Annotated in this window: 19 protein-coding genes; 12 read left to right on the plus strand and 7 right to left on the minus strand. The window is 61.4% G+C overall.

Features of this window, described 5'->3' with window-relative positions:
• Positions 1-43: 43 nt before the first annotated feature.
• The gene (locus BBJ66_RS08075) at positions 44-1,303 is read left to right on the plus strand and encodes an SAM-dependent methyltransferase (protein ID WP_049734229.1); all 1,260 of its coding nucleotides are present in this window, start codon (positions 44-46) and stop codon (positions 1,301-1,303) included.
• On the opposite strand, the gene BBJ66_RS08080 is transcribed toward BBJ66_RS08075, so the two are convergent.
• Together BBJ66_RS08080 and BBJ66_RS08085 are read right to left on the minus strand one after the other, a co-directional pair.
• Entirely contained in the window at positions 1,304-2,137 is an 834-nt protein-coding gene (locus BBJ66_RS08080) for an SDR family NAD(P)-dependent oxidoreductase (RefSeq protein ID WP_049734228.1), read from the minus strand.
• Positions 2,138-2,235: 98 nt separating this feature from the next.
• Complete coding sequence (locus BBJ66_RS08085; protein WP_184344233.1) at positions 2,236-2,895, minus strand: ChrR family anti-sigma-E factor; 660 nt, start codon at positions 2,893-2,895, stop codon at positions 2,236-2,238.
• 225 nt (positions 2,896-3,120) lie between these two features.
• On the opposite strand from BBJ66_RS08085, the gene BBJ66_RS08090 reads away from it, so the two are divergent.
• The 5 genes from BBJ66_RS08090 to BBJ66_RS08110 all read left to right on the plus strand — a co-directional run bounded on the left by BBJ66_RS08090 (position 3,121) and on the right by BBJ66_RS08110 (position 7,194).
• Entirely contained in the window at positions 3,121-4,158 is a 1,038-nt protein-coding gene (locus BBJ66_RS08090; RefSeq protein ID WP_049734227.1) for a cysteine synthase A, read from the plus strand.
• Positions 4,159-4,164: 6 nt separating this feature from the next.
• A complete protein-coding gene (locus tag BBJ66_RS08095; RefSeq protein WP_049734226.1) occupies positions 4,165-4,902 on the plus strand; it encodes an alanyl-tRNA editing protein in 738 nt (245 codons plus the stop codon).
• Positions 4,903-4,920: 18 nt separating this feature from the next.
• Positions 4,921-5,790: a 3-mercaptopyruvate sulfurtransferase gene (sseA, locus tag BBJ66_RS08100; RefSeq protein ID WP_071086152.1), complete on the plus strand. Its 870-nt coding sequence runs from the start codon at positions 4,921-4,923 to the stop codon at positions 5,788-5,790.
• 5 nt (positions 5,791-5,795) lie between these two features.
• A complete protein-coding gene (locus BBJ66_RS08105; protein WP_049734224.1) occupies positions 5,796-6,356 on the plus strand; it encodes a GNAT family N-acetyltransferase in 561 nt (186 codons plus the stop codon).
• A 328-nt stretch (positions 6,357-6,684) separates the two neighbouring features.
• Complete coding sequence (locus BBJ66_RS08110; protein ID WP_071086154.1) at positions 6,685-7,194, plus strand: DUF1203 domain-containing protein; 510 nt, start codon at positions 6,685-6,687, stop codon at positions 7,192-7,194.
• 16 nt (positions 7,195-7,210) lie between these two features.
• On the opposite strand, the gene ald is transcribed toward BBJ66_RS08110, so the two are convergent.
• Positions 7,211-8,329 (minus strand): alanine dehydrogenase, encoded by a 1,119-nt coding sequence (ald, locus tag BBJ66_RS08115; protein WP_049734222.1) that lies wholly within the window; start codon positions 8,327-8,329, stop codon positions 7,211-7,213.
• A gap of 155 nt (positions 8,330-8,484) precedes the next feature.
• On the opposite strand from ald, the gene BBJ66_RS08120 reads away from it, so the two are divergent.
• From BBJ66_RS08120 to BBJ66_RS08135, 4 genes are all read left to right on the plus strand, one after another.
• A complete protein-coding gene (locus BBJ66_RS08120) occupies positions 8,485-8,946 on the plus strand; it encodes an Lrp/AsnC family transcriptional regulator (RefSeq protein WP_071086156.1) in 462 nt (153 codons plus the stop codon).
• Between the two features lie 62 nt (positions 8,947-9,008).
• Entirely contained in the window at positions 9,009-9,890 is an 882-nt protein-coding gene (locus BBJ66_RS08125; protein WP_049734220.1) for a DMT family transporter, read from the plus strand.
• A gap of 85 nt (positions 9,891-9,975) precedes the next feature.
• A complete protein-coding gene (locus BBJ66_RS08130) occupies positions 9,976-10,383 on the plus strand; it encodes a PilZ domain-containing protein (RefSeq protein ID WP_049734219.1) in 408 nt (135 codons plus the stop codon).
• A 275-nt stretch (positions 10,384-10,658) separates the two neighbouring features.
• Positions 10,659-12,647 carry a bifunctional 2',3'-cyclic-nucleotide 2'-phosphodiesterase/3'-nucleotidase gene (locus BBJ66_RS08135; RefSeq protein ID WP_071086158.1) on the plus strand — a complete coding sequence of 663 codons (1,989 nt, stop codon included), beginning with the start codon at positions 10,659-10,661 and terminating at the stop codon, positions 12,645-12,647.
• Between the two features lie 165 nt (positions 12,648-12,812).
• Here BBJ66_RS08135 and BBJ66_RS08140 read toward each other — a convergent pair whose 3' ends face one another.
• Entirely contained in the window at positions 12,813-13,781 is a 969-nt protein-coding gene (locus BBJ66_RS08140; protein WP_049734309.1) for a LysR family transcriptional regulator, read from the minus strand.
• Between the two features lie 138 nt (positions 13,782-13,919).
• On the opposite strand from BBJ66_RS08140, the gene BBJ66_RS08145 reads away from it, so the two are divergent.
• Positions 13,920-14,534 (plus strand): FMN-dependent NADH-azoreductase, encoded by a 615-nt coding sequence (locus tag BBJ66_RS08145; RefSeq protein WP_049734217.1) that lies wholly within the window; start codon positions 13,920-13,922, stop codon positions 14,532-14,534.
• 55 nt (positions 14,535-14,589) lie between these two features.
• Here the strand turns inward: BBJ66_RS08145 and BBJ66_RS08150 are convergent, their stop codons facing one another.
• Complete coding sequence (locus BBJ66_RS08150) at positions 14,590-15,165, minus strand: TetR/AcrR family transcriptional regulator (protein WP_071086160.1); 576 nt, start codon at positions 15,163-15,165, stop codon at positions 14,590-14,592.
• Positions 15,166-15,258: 93 nt separating this feature from the next.
• On the opposite strand from BBJ66_RS08150, the gene BBJ66_RS08155 reads away from it, so the two are divergent.
• Entirely contained in the window at positions 15,259-16,035 is a 777-nt protein-coding gene (locus BBJ66_RS08155) for an SDR family oxidoreductase (RefSeq protein WP_071086162.1), read from the plus strand.
• Positions 16,036-16,073: 38 nt separating this feature from the next.
• Here BBJ66_RS08155 and BBJ66_RS08160 read toward each other — a convergent pair whose 3' ends face one another.
• Together BBJ66_RS08160 and BBJ66_RS08165 are read right to left on the minus strand one after the other, a co-directional pair.
• A complete protein-coding gene (locus tag BBJ66_RS08160; protein WP_049734214.1) occupies positions 16,074-17,264 on the minus strand; it encodes an MFS transporter in 1,191 nt (396 codons plus the stop codon).
• A 180-nt stretch (positions 17,265-17,444) separates the two neighbouring features.
• Positions 17,445-18,716 carry a GGDEF domain-containing protein gene (locus BBJ66_RS08165; protein ID WP_083335532.1) on the minus strand — a complete coding sequence of 424 codons (1,272 nt, stop codon included), beginning with the start codon at positions 18,714-18,716 and terminating at the stop codon, positions 17,445-17,447.
• Positions 18,717-18,949 lie beyond the last annotated feature (233 nt).

Consider the following 18,949-nt stretch of genomic DNA (forward strand, 5'->3'; position numbering starts at 1 on the left):
TATCGTCGTCCCTAACCGGCAAGAAAATGCTGGAGGAGGAAAGATGAGCAAGGCGCAGGATTGGAATGTGCTGGCCCGTGACGCGGTGACGCTGACGGCCGAAAATATATCCCGTCTGGTTAAGGGGCTGCCCTTCAAGGCGAAGCTGGCGCTGCGCGGACTTCTGCGCATGCAGCACGGTTCGCTGGCCGTCACCCTGCCCGACGGCCGCAGGCTGCTGATCGAGGGCAAGCAGGCCGGGCCGAAGGCGGCTCTCAGCCTCAACAACTGGAACCTTGCCTATCGGGCCCTGACGAGCGGCACGATCGGGGTTGCCGAAACCTATATGGACGGCGACTGGGACAGTCCCGACATCGCCGCCTTCCTCGAACTTTTCCTCATCAACGGCGAGGCCGTCTACAGCTATTCCAATGGCAAGGGCGGCATTGGCCGCCTGCTCGAGCGCGTCCGCCATTGGATGAACACCAATACCAAGACGGGCTCGAAGCGCAACATTTCCGCCCATTACGATCTCGGCAATGATTTCTACAGGCAGTGGCTCGATCCGAGCATGACCTATTCCTCGGCACTCTATTCCACCGGGGCCAACGACCTGCAATCGGCGCAGAATGCCAAATACCGCGCGCTCGCCGAGGCGACCGGCATCAGGCCCGGCGATCACGTGCTGGAGATCGGCTGCGGCTGGGGCGGTTTTGCCGAATTTGCAGCAGGCGAACTGAACTGCAAGGTAACCGGGCTGACGATCAGCCGCGAGCAGCTGGCCTTTGCCGAGGAGCGCATCCGCAAGGCCGGTCTCGGCGACCGCGTCGAATTCCGCTTCCAGGATTACCGCGACGAGACCGGGCTTTACGACCGGATCGTCTCGATCGAGATGTTCGAAGCGGTCGGCGAGAAATACTGGCCGTCCTATTTCTCCAAGCTCCGGCAATGTCTGAAGCCGGGCGGCAAGGCCGGCTTGCAGATCATCACGATCCGGCCGGAGGCCTTCGACCAGTATCGCAGCAACCCCGACTTCATCCAGAAATATGTCTTTCCCGGCGGCATGCTGCCGACGCGCAACCATCTGGCGGAACTTGCCGGCAAGGTCGACCTGTCACTGGTCAGGGACTTCGGCTTCGGGCTCGACTATGCCCGGACGCTTGCCGAATGGCGCGAACGCTTCTGGTCGGTCTGGGAGCGCATCCGCCCGATGGGCTTCGACGAGCGTTTCAAGCGGCTCTGGGAATTCTATCTGTTCTATTGCGAAGCCGGCTTCCGCGCCCGCAATATCGATGTGCGCCAGGTCGTATTCTCGCGCAGCTGATCATTCCGCCGGATGCGGTGTCACCGGATGGCGACCAGCCGATGACGGCCGCTCACGCCAGCCGGTCACGCGATTCACCAGCATGAAGTAGGCGCTGTAGGGAAGCATGCGCGCAAGCTTCAGCATCATGGTGAAGCGCCTGGGGAAGGAAATCTCGAAGGCCTGCGATTTCAGCCCGGCGGCAATCTGCCGGGCGGCTTCGTCGGTCGACACCAGGGACGGCATGGGAAAGGCGTTCTTCCGCGTCGCCGGTGTGTCGACGAAGCCCGGGCAGATGAGCTGGATACGGATGCCCATCTTGTCGAGATCGAATTTCAGGCTTTCGGCCATATTGATCAGCGCCGCCTTGGTGGCACCGTAGGCAGCGCCCGTCGGCAGGCCGCCATAACCGGTGACGGAGGAGACGATGGCGATCTGTCCCTGCCCTTTTGCCTTCATATGGCGGACCGCCGGCAACAGACAATTGACGACGCCGGAGAGATTGACGGCGAAGCTCTTTTCGAAATCGGCGCGGTTCAGGTCCTCGGCATGAACCGGCAGATAGACACCGGCATTGAGGATCGCCATGGCGAGTGTGCCGTGTTCGTATTCGATGGAGGCCATGATATGCTCCATGTCCTCGGCATCGGTAACGTCGCCATCGAGAACGACGATGCTGCCGGCAAGGCCGCTGGCCTCGGCCTGCAGTTCGACCAGCTTTTCATGGCTTCGGGCGGTGACGGCGACCTTGTATCCTTCGCCGGCGAGCTTCAGCGCAAGCGCGCGGCCGATGCCGGAACTCGCACCGGAGATCCAAACGAGTCCATGCTCGGGACGGGCGGTGAAATCACGCATGACATGTTCCTCCGGTTCTGCCTGACCAACACGAAAACAGCTCCGGAAGTTTCTATTCCTCCCGGATTTATGGCTCTATCACACCATTGTGGCTGCTTTCAGCCGATCAGGTCGCCGATGATCTGACGAAGGGATCCCGTGAGCTTGACCGGCCCGTCCGAAACGGCAAAGGCGATGCAGGGCCTGTCCTTTTCGGCGACCGGCCGATGGTCGACCGTCTCGTCGGCAATGGAGATATCACCTGGGCCGAAACGGCCGCGTTCATCGTTGAAGGCGCCGTCGAGGATGAGGATCAGTTCCATGCCTTTGTGGGTGTGCGCCGGCAAAGCGCGGCCCGGACGAATCCACATCAGGTTGACCTCGCAGCCGTCGAGTTCGAGGCAATATTCCTTGAAGCCGGGCAACCGCATGCGCCACGGCACGTCCTCGACCTCGAATCCGACGAAATCGCGCAGCGCTTGTGGAAACAGCGCGTTGTCCGGCCGTTTGGCCGCCTGCGGCGCTGCGACCGGAGCGGCAGAGGAGAAGATTGCAGCAAGCTGCCGGTCGCGGTCGGCAATGGCGGTTTCACCTGCGCTTTCCAACGCCTCCCCGGCCAGCAATTCGAGGCTGTCCACCAGGCTGCGATTGTCCGGCTTCATTTCGAGATGGGACCGCACCAGCACACGCGCCGGCTCGGGCAAAGAGCCGGCAACGTAATGCGCCATCAATGCATCGATCGTGTCGATCTGCTCGTCAATCATGCCGGTTTCGGTCACGCCCAGTTGCCGCGCTCCGTTTTCGCTTTGTCGTCATCCGTACGGGGAAAGTCAATCTTCGGATCACCCCGCGCGCGGCAGATTGCGGGCCATGCGTCATTTCGGGGGACGAAGGCCAAATTTTATCGTGCCCGACAGAGGCGTGGAATAGCATTTCTTGCCAACTCAGCCTTGTGAAGGGAAAAGACCGTTCCTAAAGTAAGAGTTCGAATAGAGGCAGATTCCATGACCTTCCACCCTTCCGTCCTCGAAGCCATCGGCAATACGCCCCTGATCAAACTCAAGGGCGCGTCGGCGGCAACCGGCTGCACCATCCTCGGCAAGGCGGAGTTCCTGAACCCCGGCCAATCGGTGAAGGATCGCGCCGCGCTCTTTATCATCCGCGACGCAGAGCGGAAGGGACTGCTTCGGCCCGGCGGCGTCATTGTCGAAGGCACGGCCGGCAATACCGGCATCGGGCTGACGCTGGTCGCCAAGGCGCTCGGCTACCGCACCGTCATTGTCATTCCGGAAACACAGAGCCAGGAAAAGAAGGATGCGCTGAAACTGCTCGGCGCCGAGCTCGTCGAAGTTCCCGCCGTTCCCTACAAGAACCCGAACAACTACGTGAAGGTATCCGGGCGGCTCGCCGAGCAACTGGCGAAGACCGAGCCGAACGGGGCGATCTGGGCAAACCAGTTCGACAATGTCGCCAACCGCCAGGCGCATGTGGAAACGACCGCTCGGGAAATCTGGAACGATACCGACGGCAAGGTCGACGGCTTCATCTGCTCGGTCGGGTCCGGCGGTACGCTGGCCGGCGTCGCAGCCGGCCTCAAGGCTTTCAAGGCGGATATCAAGATCGGCATCGCCGATCCCGACGGCGCCGCTCTTTATGAGTTCTATCAGAACGGCACACTGAAATCCGAAGGTTCCTCGATCACCGAGGGTATCGGCCAGGGCCGCATCACCGCCAATCTCGAAGGCTTCACCCCCGATTTTTCCTATCGGGTCTCCGATGCCGAAGCGCTTCCCTATCTTTTCGACCTCGTCGAAAACGAGGGCCTGTGCCTTGGCGGCTCGACGGCGATCAACATTGCCGGCGCGGTCAAACTCGCCCGGGATCTCGGCCCCGGCCACACGGTGGTGACGATCCTCTGCGATTACGGCAACCGCTATCAGTCGAAGCTCTTCAACCCTGATTTCCTGACCTCGAAGGGACTGCCCGTTCCGGGCTGGATGGCCAAGTCGCCCGAGATAGACGTTCCCTACGAACCCGCGTGAGACCCCATGCCCGTCAATGCCCTTTATCGTGACGACTTCTATCTCTCGACATGCGAGGCGGTCGTCACCGCCGTGCACGAGGATGGGGGCATTGAACTCGACCAGACCTGCTTCTATGCGACGTCGGGCGGCCAGCCGGGTGACACCGGCGAGCTGGAACGCGCCGACGGCAGCAAGATCGCACTTGGCCAGACGAAACACGGTCCGAGTAAGGATATCGTCATCCACGTGCCGCTTGAAAACGAGCCGCGGCCTGTGGTCGGCGAGACGCTGGTGCTGCATGTCGACTGGCTGCGCCGCTACAGGCTGATGCGCATGCACACGGCCTGCCATCTGCTATCCGTCGTCTGCTCCTATCCGATCACCGGCGCTGCCGTCGGCGAGGAGGAAAGCCGCGTCGATTTCGACATGAGCGAGACGATCGACAAGGACGAGGTGACGGCCAGCCTGATGGAACTGGTCGGTCAGAACCATCCGGTCTACCTGCAGTGGATCACCGACGAAGAACTTGCCGCCAATCCCGACATCGTCAAATCGAAGAATGTCCGCCCGCCGATCGGGCTCGGGCGCGTCAGCCTCGTCTGCATCGGCGAGAACTCGTTGATTGACAGCCAGCCCTGCGGCGGCACACATGTCTCCGAGACACAGGAAGTCGGCCAGATCCATATCGCCAAAATCGAAAAGAAGGGCAAGGAGAACCGGCGCTTTCGCATCCGCTTCGGCACGCCCGGCGACGACGCCTGAGCATCAAGGGAGAGCATAATGAGTGAGAGCAAGAGCCGTTTCGTCGTGTCGGCCGATTGGCTGCAGGCCGAACTCGGCAAACCGGATCTGCGCGTGCTGGACGCTTCCTTCTACCTTCCGGCGCAGAAACGCGATGCCGATGCCGAATATGCGGCCGGCCATATTCCCGGCGCCATCCGCTTCGACCAGGACAAGATCGCCGACCACTCGACGTCGCTGCCGCACACGATCCCCTCGCGCGATTATTTCGCCACTGAGGCCGGCCGGCTAGGCATCAGCGAGAAGGATCGAATTGTCGTCTATGACGGCATCGGCCTGTTCGCCTCGCCTCGCGTCTGGTGGCTGTTCCGGGTGATGGGCGCAAAGAATGTTTTCGTGCTCGACGGCGGTCTCGACGGCTGGAAGGCCGAAGGCCGTCCGCTTGAAACCGCGACGCCCAGCCATGCGCCGGCGGTCTTCACGCCCGATTTCGACGCGAGCCGCGTGGTGACGCTCGACAGCATGCGCGACATCGTCTCGAGTGGCGCGATGCAGATCGCCGATGCCCGCAGCGCCGGCCGCTTCGCTGCTACCGAGCCTGAGCCGCGTGCCGGCATGCGCTCCGGCCATATGCCCGGCGCCCGCAGCCTGCCCTCCGGCTCCTTCGCCAACCAGGGCCGGTTCAAATCGCTGCCCGAACTGCGCCAGACGATCGAGGATGCCGGCATCGATCTTTCCAAGCCTGTCGTCACCTCCTGCGGCTCGGGCATCACTGCCGCGATCATCACGCTGGCGCTGGAATCGCTCGGCCATCACGACAACAAGCTTTACGACGGCTCGTGGAGCGAATGGGGCAGCCGTGACGATACGCCCATCGTCACCGGCCCGCCAACACCGGTCAAAGCCTGATCGCCATGGGGAAGACACCTGCTTCTTTGAAAGCTCACATCACGCGGCTCGAAATGACGGCGGCGCCGAAGGCAAGCATGCCGGTGCCCGTCAATATCCAGACGGCCATCATGCGCGCGCCTGCGATCCCGCTGCCGTTCTACCGCTATCTCTACCGGCAGGTCGGCGCGCGCTGGCAATGGGTGGACCGGCTGCGGATGAGCGACGAGCAACTTGCCCAGACGCTGAACGACAAGCGCAACAATATCAGCGTCCTCTATGTGAACGGCGCGCCGGCCGGCTTTTACGAATATTTCTGTGAGGACGAGGATACGATCGAGCTCAGCCATTTCGGCCTGATCGAACATGCGCTCGGCCTCGGCATCGGCAAATGGTTCCTGCTGCAGGCGCTCTACGCCATCTGGTCGCTCAATCCGAAGCGGGTCACCACCACAACGAACAATCTCGATCACCCCCGCGCACTGCAGCTCTACCAGATGTACGGCTTCTCCCCGGTTTCCACAGGCACCGGCATTGTCCGGCCGCTGAGCGACAAGGAGTTGCTGGAGATGGCACGGAAAGGCTGAGGGTTTGGGTTGCTTTTCCGACGCCCCCGCCACCCTCATTCCTGTCCTCGGGCTTGACCCGAGGGATGTCACAGGAATCCAGCCACGGCTCGTCCGCGCCGAGAATGAAGCAATACCATAACCGAAAAAGTCTATCGCACCCAAGGACTTGGGCGCACTGGATTCCTGTGACATCCCTCGGGTCAAGCCCGAGCACAGGAATGGGGGAGGAGAGGTGGAAATTCTCCACCAATCGTTGATGAGCCGGCGACAATTGGCAACGCGCAAGAAACGGGTGGCTTGGGCAAGGGTCCGGGCGCAATTTCATGGCGATCACAGGAGATTTGCCATGACCGCCATTCGTTTTTCCGCCATGCCGACCGCCGATGCTAGAGCCCTCTGGAACGGCGGTCGCGACGCCTATGATAATCTTCCCGAGACGATGATATCGGACGGTGACGGCAACCCGTGCCGCCATTGCCTGCAGAATATCGAAGAGGGCGACGAGTTTCTGGTTTTCGCCTACCGGCCCTTCCCGGCTCTGCAGCCCTATGCCGAGACCGGGCCGATTTTCCTGCACAAGCAGCCCTGCCGGCGTTACGCCGCCGAGGAGGTCCAGCCGCCGATGCTGACGATGAGCCCGGACTTCATCGTCCGCGGCTATGGCGAGAACGACCGCATCGTCTACGGCACCGGCGCGGTGACCGAGATCGCCGATATTCCGGCCTATGCCCAGACATTGCTGGCGCGGCCTGAGATTGCCTACGTGCATGTGCGCTCGGCGCGCAACAACTGCTTCCAGTGCCGGATCGACAAGGTAAGGGCGCCGGCCCTTGCGGAGACCGGCACCCTCGCCTAACCATGAGTCAGGCAGCTTACGCTACGTTCAGCACGCTTTCCGGCGCGAAGGCCTCGTAGCCGAGCGCCTCGGCCACCGGCCTGTTGGTGATGCGGCCCTTATGCACATTGAGGCCGTTCCTCAGGTGCTTGTCTTCGGCAATGGCGCGCAGGCCGCGATCGGCAAGCGCCAGGCCGTGGACGAGCGTCGCATTGTTCAGCGCATGCGCCGAGGTGACGGGGACAGCGCCCGGCATGTTGGCGACGCAATAATGCACGACGCCCTCGACCTCGTAGGTCGGGTCGGAATGGGTCGTCGCATGCGAGGTCTCGAAGCAGCCGCCCTGGTCGATGGCGACGTCGACGACGACAGCGCCCTTTTTCATGCCCGACAGCATTTCGCGGGTGACGAGTTTCGGCGCGGCAGCACCGGGGATCAGCACGGCGCCGATGATGAGATCGGCCGAGAAGACCTCCTCCTCCAGCGCCTGGATGCTGGAATAACGGGTGTGGATGCGGCCGGCAAAGATATCATCGAGCTGGCGCAGGCGCGGCAGCGACCGGTCGAGAATGCTGACATCGGCGCCAAGGCCGGCGGCCATCCGAGCGGCATGCAGGCCGACGACGCCGCCGCCGATGACCGCAACCTTGGCCGGCAGCACGCCGGGCACGCCGCCGAGCAGGACGCCGAGGCCGCCATTAGCCTTCTGCAGCGCCGTCGCGCCAGCTTGGATCGACAGGCGGCCGGCGACTTCCGACATCGGCGCCAGCAGCGGCAGGCCGCCGCGCTCGTCGGTCACCGTCTCATAGGCGATCGCGGTGACGCCGGAGGCGATCAGACCCTTGGTCTGTTCCGGATCGGGCGCCAGATGCAGATAGGTATAGAGAAGCTGACCGTCGCGCAGTTGCGCCCATTCGGAGGGCTGCGGCTCCTTCACCTTGACGATCATGTCGCATTTTTCAAAGATATCCTTGGCGGAGGCGGCGATTTTCGCGCCAGCCGCGGCATAAGCGGCGTCATCGGCGCCGATGCCGGCACCCGCCTTCGTCTCCACCCAGACCTCATGGCCATGGGCGACGTATTCGCGCACCGAAGCTGGCGTCAGGCCGACGCGATATTCATGATTCTTGATTTCCTTCGGGCAACCGACACGCATTGGCGTTCCTCTCATTTTATCTCCGCGGCCGCGGATTTTTCGGATGAGGAATCCAACCATCAAGGCAGTGAAATGTCCTTGCAAAGACGATTTGCCAATAGGTGATTTTTCGGTGATTATTGCGCTCAATGCCTCTCAATTCGAAGGTTATTCGAATGGCTGATCTCGATACCATCGATCTTGCGATTCTCCGGACTTTGCAGGCCAATGCCCGCATCACCAATGCCGACCTTGCCGAGCGGATCGGCCTGTCGCCTTCGGCCTGTTCGCGCCGGCTCGACATTCTGGAGAGAAGCGGCGTCATCGGCGGCTATCATGCGCGGCTTTCGCACAAGGCGCTCGACTACAAGATGATCGCCATCGTGCATATCTCGCTCTCCGGCCAGTTCGCCAAGACGCTGGCGGAATTCGAGGCGGCGGTGAAGCTCTGCCCGAACGTGCTCGTCTGTTACCTGATGTCGGGCGAATACGATTATATTCTCAGGGTCGCCGCCCGCGATCTCGAGGATTATGAACGCATCCACCGCGACTGGCTGTCGGCCCTGCCCCACGTCGTCAAGATTAATTCGAGCTTTGCCCTCAGAGAGATCATCGACAAGCCGAATGTCGGGCTTTGAGCCCTTGCATATTGGCAGAAAGCCTGCCCAGACTTTCGGTGTTTCCCGCTCAACGGCTTATCATGACATCGAAGACCCACGGTTATATTTTCGCTCTGCTGGCGATCACCATCTTCTCTCTGCAGGACGCCATCTCGAAACATCTGGCGTCCACCTACCCGCCGATCTTCGTGACGATGATCCGCTACTGGGCCTTCGCGCTGTTCACGATCATCCTCGCTTCGAAGATGCGCGGCGGCCTTAAGACGACGGCCCGCACCAAACGCCCGCTTCTTCAGGTCGTGCGCGGCGTGCTGCTTGCCGTTCAGGTGGTTTTGGCCATCACTTGTTTTGCCGTGATCGGCCTTGCCCGCTCACAAGCGATCTTTTCCGCGACGCCGATCCTGATCGCGCTGCTGTCGATGCCGATCCTCGGCGAGCGGGTCGGCTGGAGACGATGGATGGCAATTGGCGCCGGGCTTTTCGGAGTGCTGCTGATTCTGAAGCCGGAAGGCGAGTTTTTCGATGTGAAGCTGCTTCTGGCCATTATTTCCTGCTTCAACTTCGCCTTCTATGTCATCGCCACGCGTCTCGTCAGCCGTGACGACTCGTCGATGACCAGCTTCTTCTATACCGGCGTCATCGGCGGCATCACGATGAGCATCATTGGCCCCTTCTACTGGAGCTCCATGTCGCCGGGAGACTGGGGCTGGATGGCGCTGGTCTGCGTGACCAGCATTTCCAGCCACTACTTCCTGATCCGCGCCTACGATCTCCTCGATGCCGCCGCGGTCCAGCCGCTGACCTATTTGTCACTGGTCTACGCCTCGATCATCGGTGTGACGATCTATGACGAAACGCTCAGTATCAACACGATCATCGGCTCGATCATCGTCGTTTGCGCCGGCATCTTCACCATTTGGCGCGAACATGTGGTGGGCCGCAGGACGGCCGCGGGTAGGTGATGATTTCACTGCAATTTTAGCCAAGCCCCTAAAACCATTTCAATTTTCGTGCGCTATGCTCCCCATTATATTCGAGGGAGAACATATGAGCCACAATTTGAAAATTACAGCCCGCAAGGCCGACCGGAAAAACTGTCGCGTCTTCGGCAGCGTCAAATATCTGAATAGCGAGGTGGATGTCCGCATCCTTAACCTGTCGGCAACCGGCGCCGCGCTGGAGACGAAGACGCCGCTCCATGCCGCTTCCGGCAGCAAGGTGCGCATCGAGGCTGAAAATATCGGGCTGCTGGAAGGCATCATCCGCTGGAAGCACAACGGCCGCATCGGCATCCAGTTCGATGTGAATTCGAATGCGCGGGCACAGGTCTCCTCCTATTTTCGCTTTTTTCATAAAGAGATACGGCCGGTGCTGGCGGTGCGTCAGCTTAGGGCCGCGACCAGCGGCGACCGCCCACCTCATTTGGCAACGTCGACGCCGAAACCGTCACGCTGACCGCCTTCGCGGCGAAGATGCGACTGAGATCGTTCCGGTCGCAGCGGCCGACGTTGACGTCCAGATCGACCTCGCCCCGGCTGCGGCAGTCTGGCGCTGACCCTATAATTGATCCTGTCCCCGGCGGCCCGACTGCAGCATGAATTGCATTTCGCAGCCATGCCGCGTCCACGGCGGATTGTTTTGCCGTCCTGTCATTTTTGATGTGTACTCCTCGCCAAATCGTCCTAATTCTGACGGGCCGGACGATGCATGATCCCTATAGGAGAGTTTTGATGTCTTCCATTTTCGACGTTGGCGTCATGAGCCGCCGTTCTCTGCTCGGCGGGCTTGCCGCCACTTCCGCCCTGGTGCTGCTGCACCCTTTCAGCGCGCGCGCCAGCGCCAACCAGGCGCATCTCCGGCTGATGGAAACGACGGATATTCACGTCAACGTCTTCCCCTATGACTATTATGCCGACAAGCCGAACGACACGATGGGACTGTCGCGCACCGGAACGATCATCGACAATATCCGCGCAGAGGCCGTCAACTCGCTGCTGATCGACAATGGCGACGTGCTGCAGGGCAATCCGATGGGCGACTACATGGCCTATCAGCACGGCATGAAGGACGGCGACGTCCATCCCGTGATCAAGGCGATGAACACGCTCGGCTACACTGTCGGGACGCTCGGCAATCACGAGTTCAACTACGGCCTCGACTTCATGTTCAAGGTCCTGTCAGGCGCAAACTTCCCCTTCGTCTGCGCCAACCTGACCAAGGGCCAGCTCGCTTCGGATCCGAAGCAGGACGATCTCTTCTTCAAGCCCTACATCATCGTGGAAAAACAGATCAAGGACGGCGCCGGCAAGGAGAGCCCGGTCAAGATCGGCTTCATCGGCTTCGTGCCGCCGCAGATCATGCTCTGGGATATCAAGAACCTCGAAGGCAAGGCGCAGACGCGCGATATCGTCGAGGCCGCCAAGGCCTGGGTTCCGGCGATGAAGGAAGCTGGCGCCGATATCGTCATCGCGCTCTCCCATTCCGGCATCGACGGCGCCGCGCCGTCCGAAAAGATGGAAAACGCCTCGCTGCATCTTGCCGCCGTCGACGGGATCGACGCGATCTTCACCGGCCACCAGCATCTCGTCTTCCCCGGCCCGAAGAGCTGGGACGGCATTGCCAATGCCGATCCGGTCAAAGGTACGCTGCATGGCAAGCCCGCCGTGATGGCCGGCTTCTGGGGTTCGCATCTCGGCCTGATCGACCTGCTGCTCGAAAAGGACGGCAACAGCTGGAAGATCGTCGATTTCACCGCGGAAGCACGGCCGATCTACCATCGCGACGACAAGAAGAAGGTGGTTGCCGATTACGCCGACAAGAAGGACGTGGTCGAAGCCGCCAAGTCGGAGCACGAGGCGACGCTCGCCTATGTCCGCACCCCCGTCGGCAAGACCTCGGCGCCGCTCTATTCCTACTTCGCGCTCGTCGCCGACGATCCTTCCGTGCAGGTCGTCAGCCAGGCCCAGACCTGGTACATCAAGCAGATGCTGGCCGACACCGCGTTCAAGGATCTGCCGGTGCTTTCGGCGGCGGCCCCGTTCAAGGCCGGCGGCCGTGGCGGCGCCGACTATTATACCGACGTCCCGGCCGGCGATATCGCCATTAAGAACGTCGCGGACCTCTATCTCTACCCGAATACGGTGCAGGCCGTTGCCATCACTGGCGCCCAGGTGAAAAACTGGCTGGAAATGTCGGCCGGCATGTTCAATCACATCGACGCCGGCGCGAAGGACGCGGCGCTGCTCAACAGCGACTTCCCGTCCTATAATTTCGACGTGATCGACGGCGTGACCTACCAGATCGACCTGTCGCAGCCGCCGAAATATGATTCCTCAGGCAAAGCGATCAATCCGGATGCCAACCGCATTCAGAACCTCGCCTTCGGCGGCAAGCCGATCGACCCGGCCCAGAAGTTCGTCGTCGTCACCAACAATTACCGCGCCGGCGGCGGCGGCAGTTTCCCGGAGATCGCAGCCGACAAGGTGATCTTCCAGGCGCCGGACACCAATCGCGACGTCATCGTCCGCTATGTCCACGAGCAGGGCACGATCAATCCTTCGGCCGATGCGAACTGGACCTTCAAGCCGCTGCCGGGCACGACGGTCACATTCGAAAGCGGCCCGAAGGCGAAGCAGTTTCTGGCTGCGGTCAAGAGCGTCAAGATCGAGGATGCCGGCGATGGTGCCGACGGCTTCTCGAAGTTCAGGCTGGTTCTTTAAGAGCAGATCGGGGAAGGCGCGGCAGCCGCGCCTTCCCTACAGCGCGTCGCGATCTTTCAGATTCGCGGTTTGCGCTTTAGCTCTTTTATCTTGCGCATGTCGGTGCGGCAAAAGCGCTTCGCGCTTTGCCTAGGAAAACCGCTGCACACTTTTGCGCGACATGCCTTATTCTGCGGCGAGCGGGATTGCGGGTTCGCGCAGTTCCGCGATCCGGGCGTGGAAATCCGCCTGGCTCGGGCAATGGGTAAGCCGGGTGCGGAAGGCGTCGATCATCCAGGTGGCGGCAGGTCCGGGCGGATTGGCGAGCCGGCGCATCGAATAGATCGGATACTCCCCCTGTTCGTAGGCATCCAGATCGAGGTGAACGAGCGCGCCGCTTAAGAGATCGTCATGGATGAGCGACGCCGGAAGGCCGCCCCAACCGAGGCCGGCCTTGATCAGCTGATGCTTCGTCGCGATATCGCTGACGCGCCATGTCTTGTAGGACAGAACGTTGAAATCGCGCCCCTTCGTCAGGCCGGACGCATCGGTGACGACGAGCTGCACGTCCTCGCGCACGTCGCCGAGCGTCAGCGGCCGGTCAATTTGGGCTAGCGGGTGGTTGCGCGCGGCAACGGGCATCATGAAGGAATGGCCGATCCGCTCGGTGACGACCGAATCGTCCTGCTTCAGCACGGCGCCGCCGATCCCGATCGTCGCCTTGCCGCTCATGACCAGATCCATGACCATTCCGAGCTCGCCGACATTGAGGTTCAACGCAACGGACGGGAATATCTCGCGGAATTCGTGGAGCACGTCGACCACCGCCTTTGACGGCACCATGACGCTGATGGCGACAGAGACCTCCGCTTCCAGCCCTTCCTTCAGGCTCTTGACGCGCGCCCGCATGACCTGCAGGTCGCCGAGGATACGGCGCGCATCCTCCAGCATCGCCTTGCCCGCCTCCGTCAGCTTCGGCTGTCGGGCGCCGGAGCGCTCGAAAAGCGGCATTTCAAGCTGCGCTTCCAGATTGGCGATCGTATAGCTGACGACCGATTGCGCCCGGTTCAGCGCCCGCGACGCGGCCGAAAAGCTGCCGGTCTCGGCGACGGTCAGAAACACCTGCAATTGGTCCAAAGTCGGGTTCGGAAGCATATCCATCCATTCCATCGATAGTTTCGATCGACATTATCACCGTTTTTTCGATAGCGGGCCAGACCTATTTTCCATTTCGAGACTGCGGCTCACCTCCCAGCAACGGGCCGTAAAATCCAATTCGAAAGGAAATGCACCATGTCGTCCATCCTTCTTCTGACGTCCAGCCCGCGTGCCGAATCGCTCTCGACGCCGATCGCCGTCGAACTCGCCGAAAAGCTGAAGAACCAGAATCCGGGCAGCGTCCTCGTTCGCCGCGACCTCGCCGCCAACCCGCTGCCGCATATCGATGACCTCTTCACCGGCGCCATCCGCAAGCCGGCCGAAGCCCGCACCGCCGAGGAAGTCGCCGCCGTCAAGACCTCCGACGAACTGGTCAACGAACTCTTTGCCGCCGATACGATCGTCATCAGCACCGGCCTCATCAATTTCAATATCTATTCGTCGCTGAAGACCTGGATCGACAACGTCGCCCGCGCGGGCGTGACGTTCAAGTACACCGAAAGCGGCCCGGTCGGCCTGCTCACCGGCAAGAAGGTTTACGTGGTGCTCACCTCGGGCGGCGTCTACTCGCAGGGCCCGGCTGCCCCGTTGAACCATGCCGTACCGTATCTGAAGTCGGTTCTCGGCTTCCTCGGCATCAGCGATATCGAGACCATTTACGTCGAAGGCCTCGCCTTCGGTCCTGAAGCTGCCGAAAAGGCCATCGACGCCGCCAAGTCGCGCGTCCAGGAAATCGCGCTGGCCGCCTGATCGGCTGTCAAACGCTTAGGTGTAATGCAACGGCCGGCCCTTCGCCGGCCGTTTGTCATTTGTCGATAGCGGCGACAAAATCCCGGATCGTCTCGAGGATTTCGGCGGACAGCGCCTCATCGGAGGAAATCCTGGCAAGGCCGACGCCGCCGGCCATCATCGCGAAGGCCATGATCGCCTTGCGTCGTCTTTCCCCTTCATCCACTCCTGCGGCTTTGCTCGCCAATCCCGCGAAATTACGCCTCAGTCCGTCCGTCGCGATCGCTCGCGCCTTCTCGCCGCTGCGTGAGATATCGGAGGTCAGCGCCGCAAAAGGGCAGCCCTCGCCGGGATTGTCGCGGTGATAGGTGCTGACATAACGATCGGCGATATCGGCAGCCGTCATCTCCGCTGGGTCCACGCCCTCGGCCTGCAGCTTGTGTCCCCATGAATCGAAGGCAGACTGGATCGCCTCGGCGACCAGATCGTCACGGGAGGCGAAGTGCTTGTAGAAGCCGCCGACGGTCAGCCCGGCCTCCTTCATCAGGTCGGCAACGCCGATACCGTCGAGTCCCGCTTCGCGCAGCCGCCTGGATGCGGTCTCCACGATCTTCTCATGCGTCTTCTGTTTTTCCAGCTGCGAACGCCCCATCGGTGCCTCTTGACTTATGTGGATTATAAACATAATCCTTATAGATAACGATCATAATCCAGATCGTTGCCAATTCCAAGAGGAGCATGAATCATGCGTCTACAAAACAAGGTTGCTCTGATCACCGGCGGCAACAGCGGCATCGGTCTGGCGACCGCCAAGGTCTTTATCGACGAGGGCGCTAAAGTCGTGATCACCGGCCGTAACCCGGAAACGCTCGCTGCCGCCGAAAAGGCGCTGGGGGCCGGCGTTATTGCGCTGAAGGTCGATGTCACCGATGCCGCCGCTACCGAGAAGGCCTTTGCGGAAGCCGCCGCAAAGGTCGGCAAGTTCGACATCGTCTTCGCCAATGCCGGCATCGGCGGCGCGACACCACTTGGTGACACCTCGCCGGAGCAGTTCAATCAGATTATCAGCACCAATCTCACCGCCGTCTTCTTCACGGTGCAATCGGCCCTGCCGCATCTGGCTGACGGCGCTTCGGTCATCCTCAACGGTTCGGTGCATGCCGTGCTCGGCGCTCCCGGTTGGTCGGCCTATGCGGCGACCAAGGCTGCGGTTCGGGCGATGACGCGCAATATGGCCTCCGAACTCGCGCCGCGCGGTATCCGCGTCAATCAGGTGACACCCGGCGGCACGAAGACGCCGATCTGGTCGCCGATGGCCCAGACGGAAGATGCGATGTCGGCGCTCGAAGCCCGCATCGGCGGCATGAGCCCGCTCGGTCGCATGAGCGAAGCCGACGAAATCGCCAAGGCGGCGCTCTATCTGGCCTCGGATGACTCGTCCAATGTCACCGGCATCGAGATCACCGTCGACGGCGGCATGACGAGCGCCCCGTCCGGCGCCAAGATCTTCCGCGCCGCGTAACCAGCGAGGCTGGGCAAGTCGACCTTGCCCGGCCTCGCTCAGCGGTTCCGGACGCGGTGGACAACACGAAACAGGACGATTGCCAGATTGGCGACGGCAAGCAGCAGCAGGACATGCAGCATGGCCTGGATACCAGAGGAAACGATCAGGTTGCCGGCGATCAGCGGAAAGCCGAAGACACCGATGAAATAGGACAGCGAGAACAGGAGAAGCGATTGCGGCATAAGGCCTGTGGGCGCCTCATTTGCGGCAAGGCCATTGATGACGGAATAGGTCAGGCCGTAGCCCAGCCCCAGCATCGCAGCCGCTCCGAGATAGGCCAACTGACTTGAAGTCACCACCAGGAACAGCAGGATGGAGGCGAGCGTCAGGCTCGTCAGCACCAGAAGCGCATAGAACGGATCCTTCTTGACCACATAGCCCGCCACGAACAGCCGGCTGAGGATGGCGGCGGACATGAAACCGATGAAGAACAGCGAATAATCGAAACCGTGCGCCTTGGCATAGCTGGTCTGAAAGCTGGACAGCCCGCCGAAGATCGCGCCGCCGATGCCGACCATGGCGATGGAATAGATCGCCCGCGAACCGATCACCTGACGCGCTGCGGCAAAGGAGATCTTGTTGACATGCGGCAGGATCTTGCCGGCAGAGGTCAGCCTGACATGGAGCAGGAAATAAAGCGCGCCGCCGGCGAGACTGGAGAGGAACGCAAAGGCGAAGGCGGTTTCGATCGGCAGGGACCAGCCGGTGACAATGCGGCCAATTATCGGGCCGGCGCCGATGCCCGACATCATCGATCCCGAAAGCAGGGCAAAGAACCGGATCCGGTGCTCGGGCTCGGTGATCGCGGCGACCAGGATGGGGCCGAGCGCATAGAAGGTACCCCAGCCGATGCCGAGAACGAAACCGACGGTCATCAGGCTGAGCCCGGCTGCGGGCACCATGGCAAATCCCAGCCCCGATGCCGCCAGAAACAGCCCGGAAATCGCCACCGCACGCGCAGAGCCGATGGCATCGGCGATGTGGCCGGAGAGGATCACCAGAATGACCGTGCTGATGGTTGCCGCCGAGATGATCAGGCCGGCGAGCGCCTCGTTGCCGCCGCGCTGACCGACCAGCACCGGGATCAGAAAGGTCACGCCATAGGCGATCGAAAGAAGAAATCCTCCGATACACAAGACGGCAAACTCGCCGCCATCGACCTTCGTCCGTGCAACTGCATCACTCATGTCTCCACGCCCCTCGCAGGAAAGCTCATCCGCTGCGGCAATGGAGATCACGTTTGCGTTATGCTAACAAGCCGTTTTTATGGTACTGATAAGCCATTGAAAATCAATGACATCTGCATCCGCTGTTTGCGCTTCCCCAACATCGCAAACACCGGCAACCGACCTGCTGCGCTGATCGGCTCAACCGAGTTTCACGACACCGGAGCGGCCGACGACACAGTTGCGGCCGCTCTTCTTGGCCGCATAGAGCCTGCCGTCGGCGGCCGCCAGCACCGCGGTGAAATCGACGCCGTCCTCGTCGGCGGTCGCGACACCGATGCTGACCGTGACCGGTCTGTCGTCCGGCGTCTTGACGCTGGTGGCGATCGTCCAACGCAAGCGTTCGGCAAGCAGCAAACCTTCCTCGTGGTCGGTGCCCGGACAAACGGCAACGAATTCCTCGCCGCCGAAGCGGAAGACGCGGTCGCTCGAACGCAAGGTCGTGCCTAACCGGGTGGCGATCGCCTTCAGCACCTCGTCGCCCTGGAGATGGCCGTAGCCGTCATTGACATCCTTGAAGTGATCGGCGTCGATAATCAGGATGGTGGCGGACAGCCCCTGCCTCAATGCCTCGCGCAGCATCAGCGGTGCTTCCAGTTCCATGCGCGTGCGATCGTAGACGCCGGTGAGCATGTCGCGGCCGGTGCGCTCCAGAAGATCGTTGTAGCGCTCGCGGAAGGTCAGGTCGCCGAAGACGTCGCTGATCGAGCGTGCGGACACGGCAACCCCGCCCCGGCGAATACGATATTCGTAGATCGCAAACATTGCCGCATAGAGGCAGACGGCAAGCATTTTCGCCTTCCAGCCTGCCCAGAATGCGGTGATCGGCACATCCAGGAAATAATGCAGCGCGGCGAAGAAACCGATCTGGTCGAAGGTCAGCAGCACGAAGCCCGAAATCAGGAAACGCAGGACGACGCGGCGGCGGAAGAAATCCCCGAGTTTTTCGTAAAGCAGAATGATGCCGAGCGAATCGACATAGAGCAGTGCCGTGCCCCAGACCATCAGCCAGCCCATCTCCTGGAGGAAATCGACGTCGGGCGTGTGGTCGGGCGACATCTGCAGCGGCAGGTGCAGCTGCAGCACCCAGGCAATGCCGACGGTCAGCAGATTGCCGAGGAACAAGCCGTAGATCGGCTGGCGGACCGTCGCGGCATCCTCCTGCAGGTAAAGCATCAGGATCATCATCAGCTTGCCGGAGAAGAAGACCGATGAGCCCGGCGACACGTCGCCGAACGGCAGCGCGATATAGAAGACCGCCGCCAGATAGGTCTCCATGAAATGCATGACGCCGAGCGCCGTCAGGAAAACCCCGAGACCAAGCCGATGACGGAAATGCAGAAGCGTCACCATCAGCGCGAAATAAGCGATGGCTTCGACGGCAAAGAGAGCGAGGTTGAGCGTCTCCATCACCGCACCCCGGCTTCAGGTCGGCGCGCTGGACCGAACGCGGGCGCAGTGGCCGCGACGGCGGATCCTTTGGTCGATCGTCCGAAAAAGTCAAACACGAGGGCGGCCCTGCACATGCTGCAGGCCATAGCTTTGACTGCAATCCTTTAAGATTGCGTGAGCGAGATGCCGATCACCGGCCGCGTCGCCGCGTCACAGGATTGAAAAAAAAGAATAATTGCGGCCGGTATCAGATG

It is taken from the genome of Rhizobium sp. RSm-3, assembly GCF_001854685.1.
Taxonomy (GTDB): Bacteria; Pseudomonadota; Alphaproteobacteria; order Rhizobiales; family Rhizobiaceae; genus Rhizobium; species Rhizobium ecuadorense.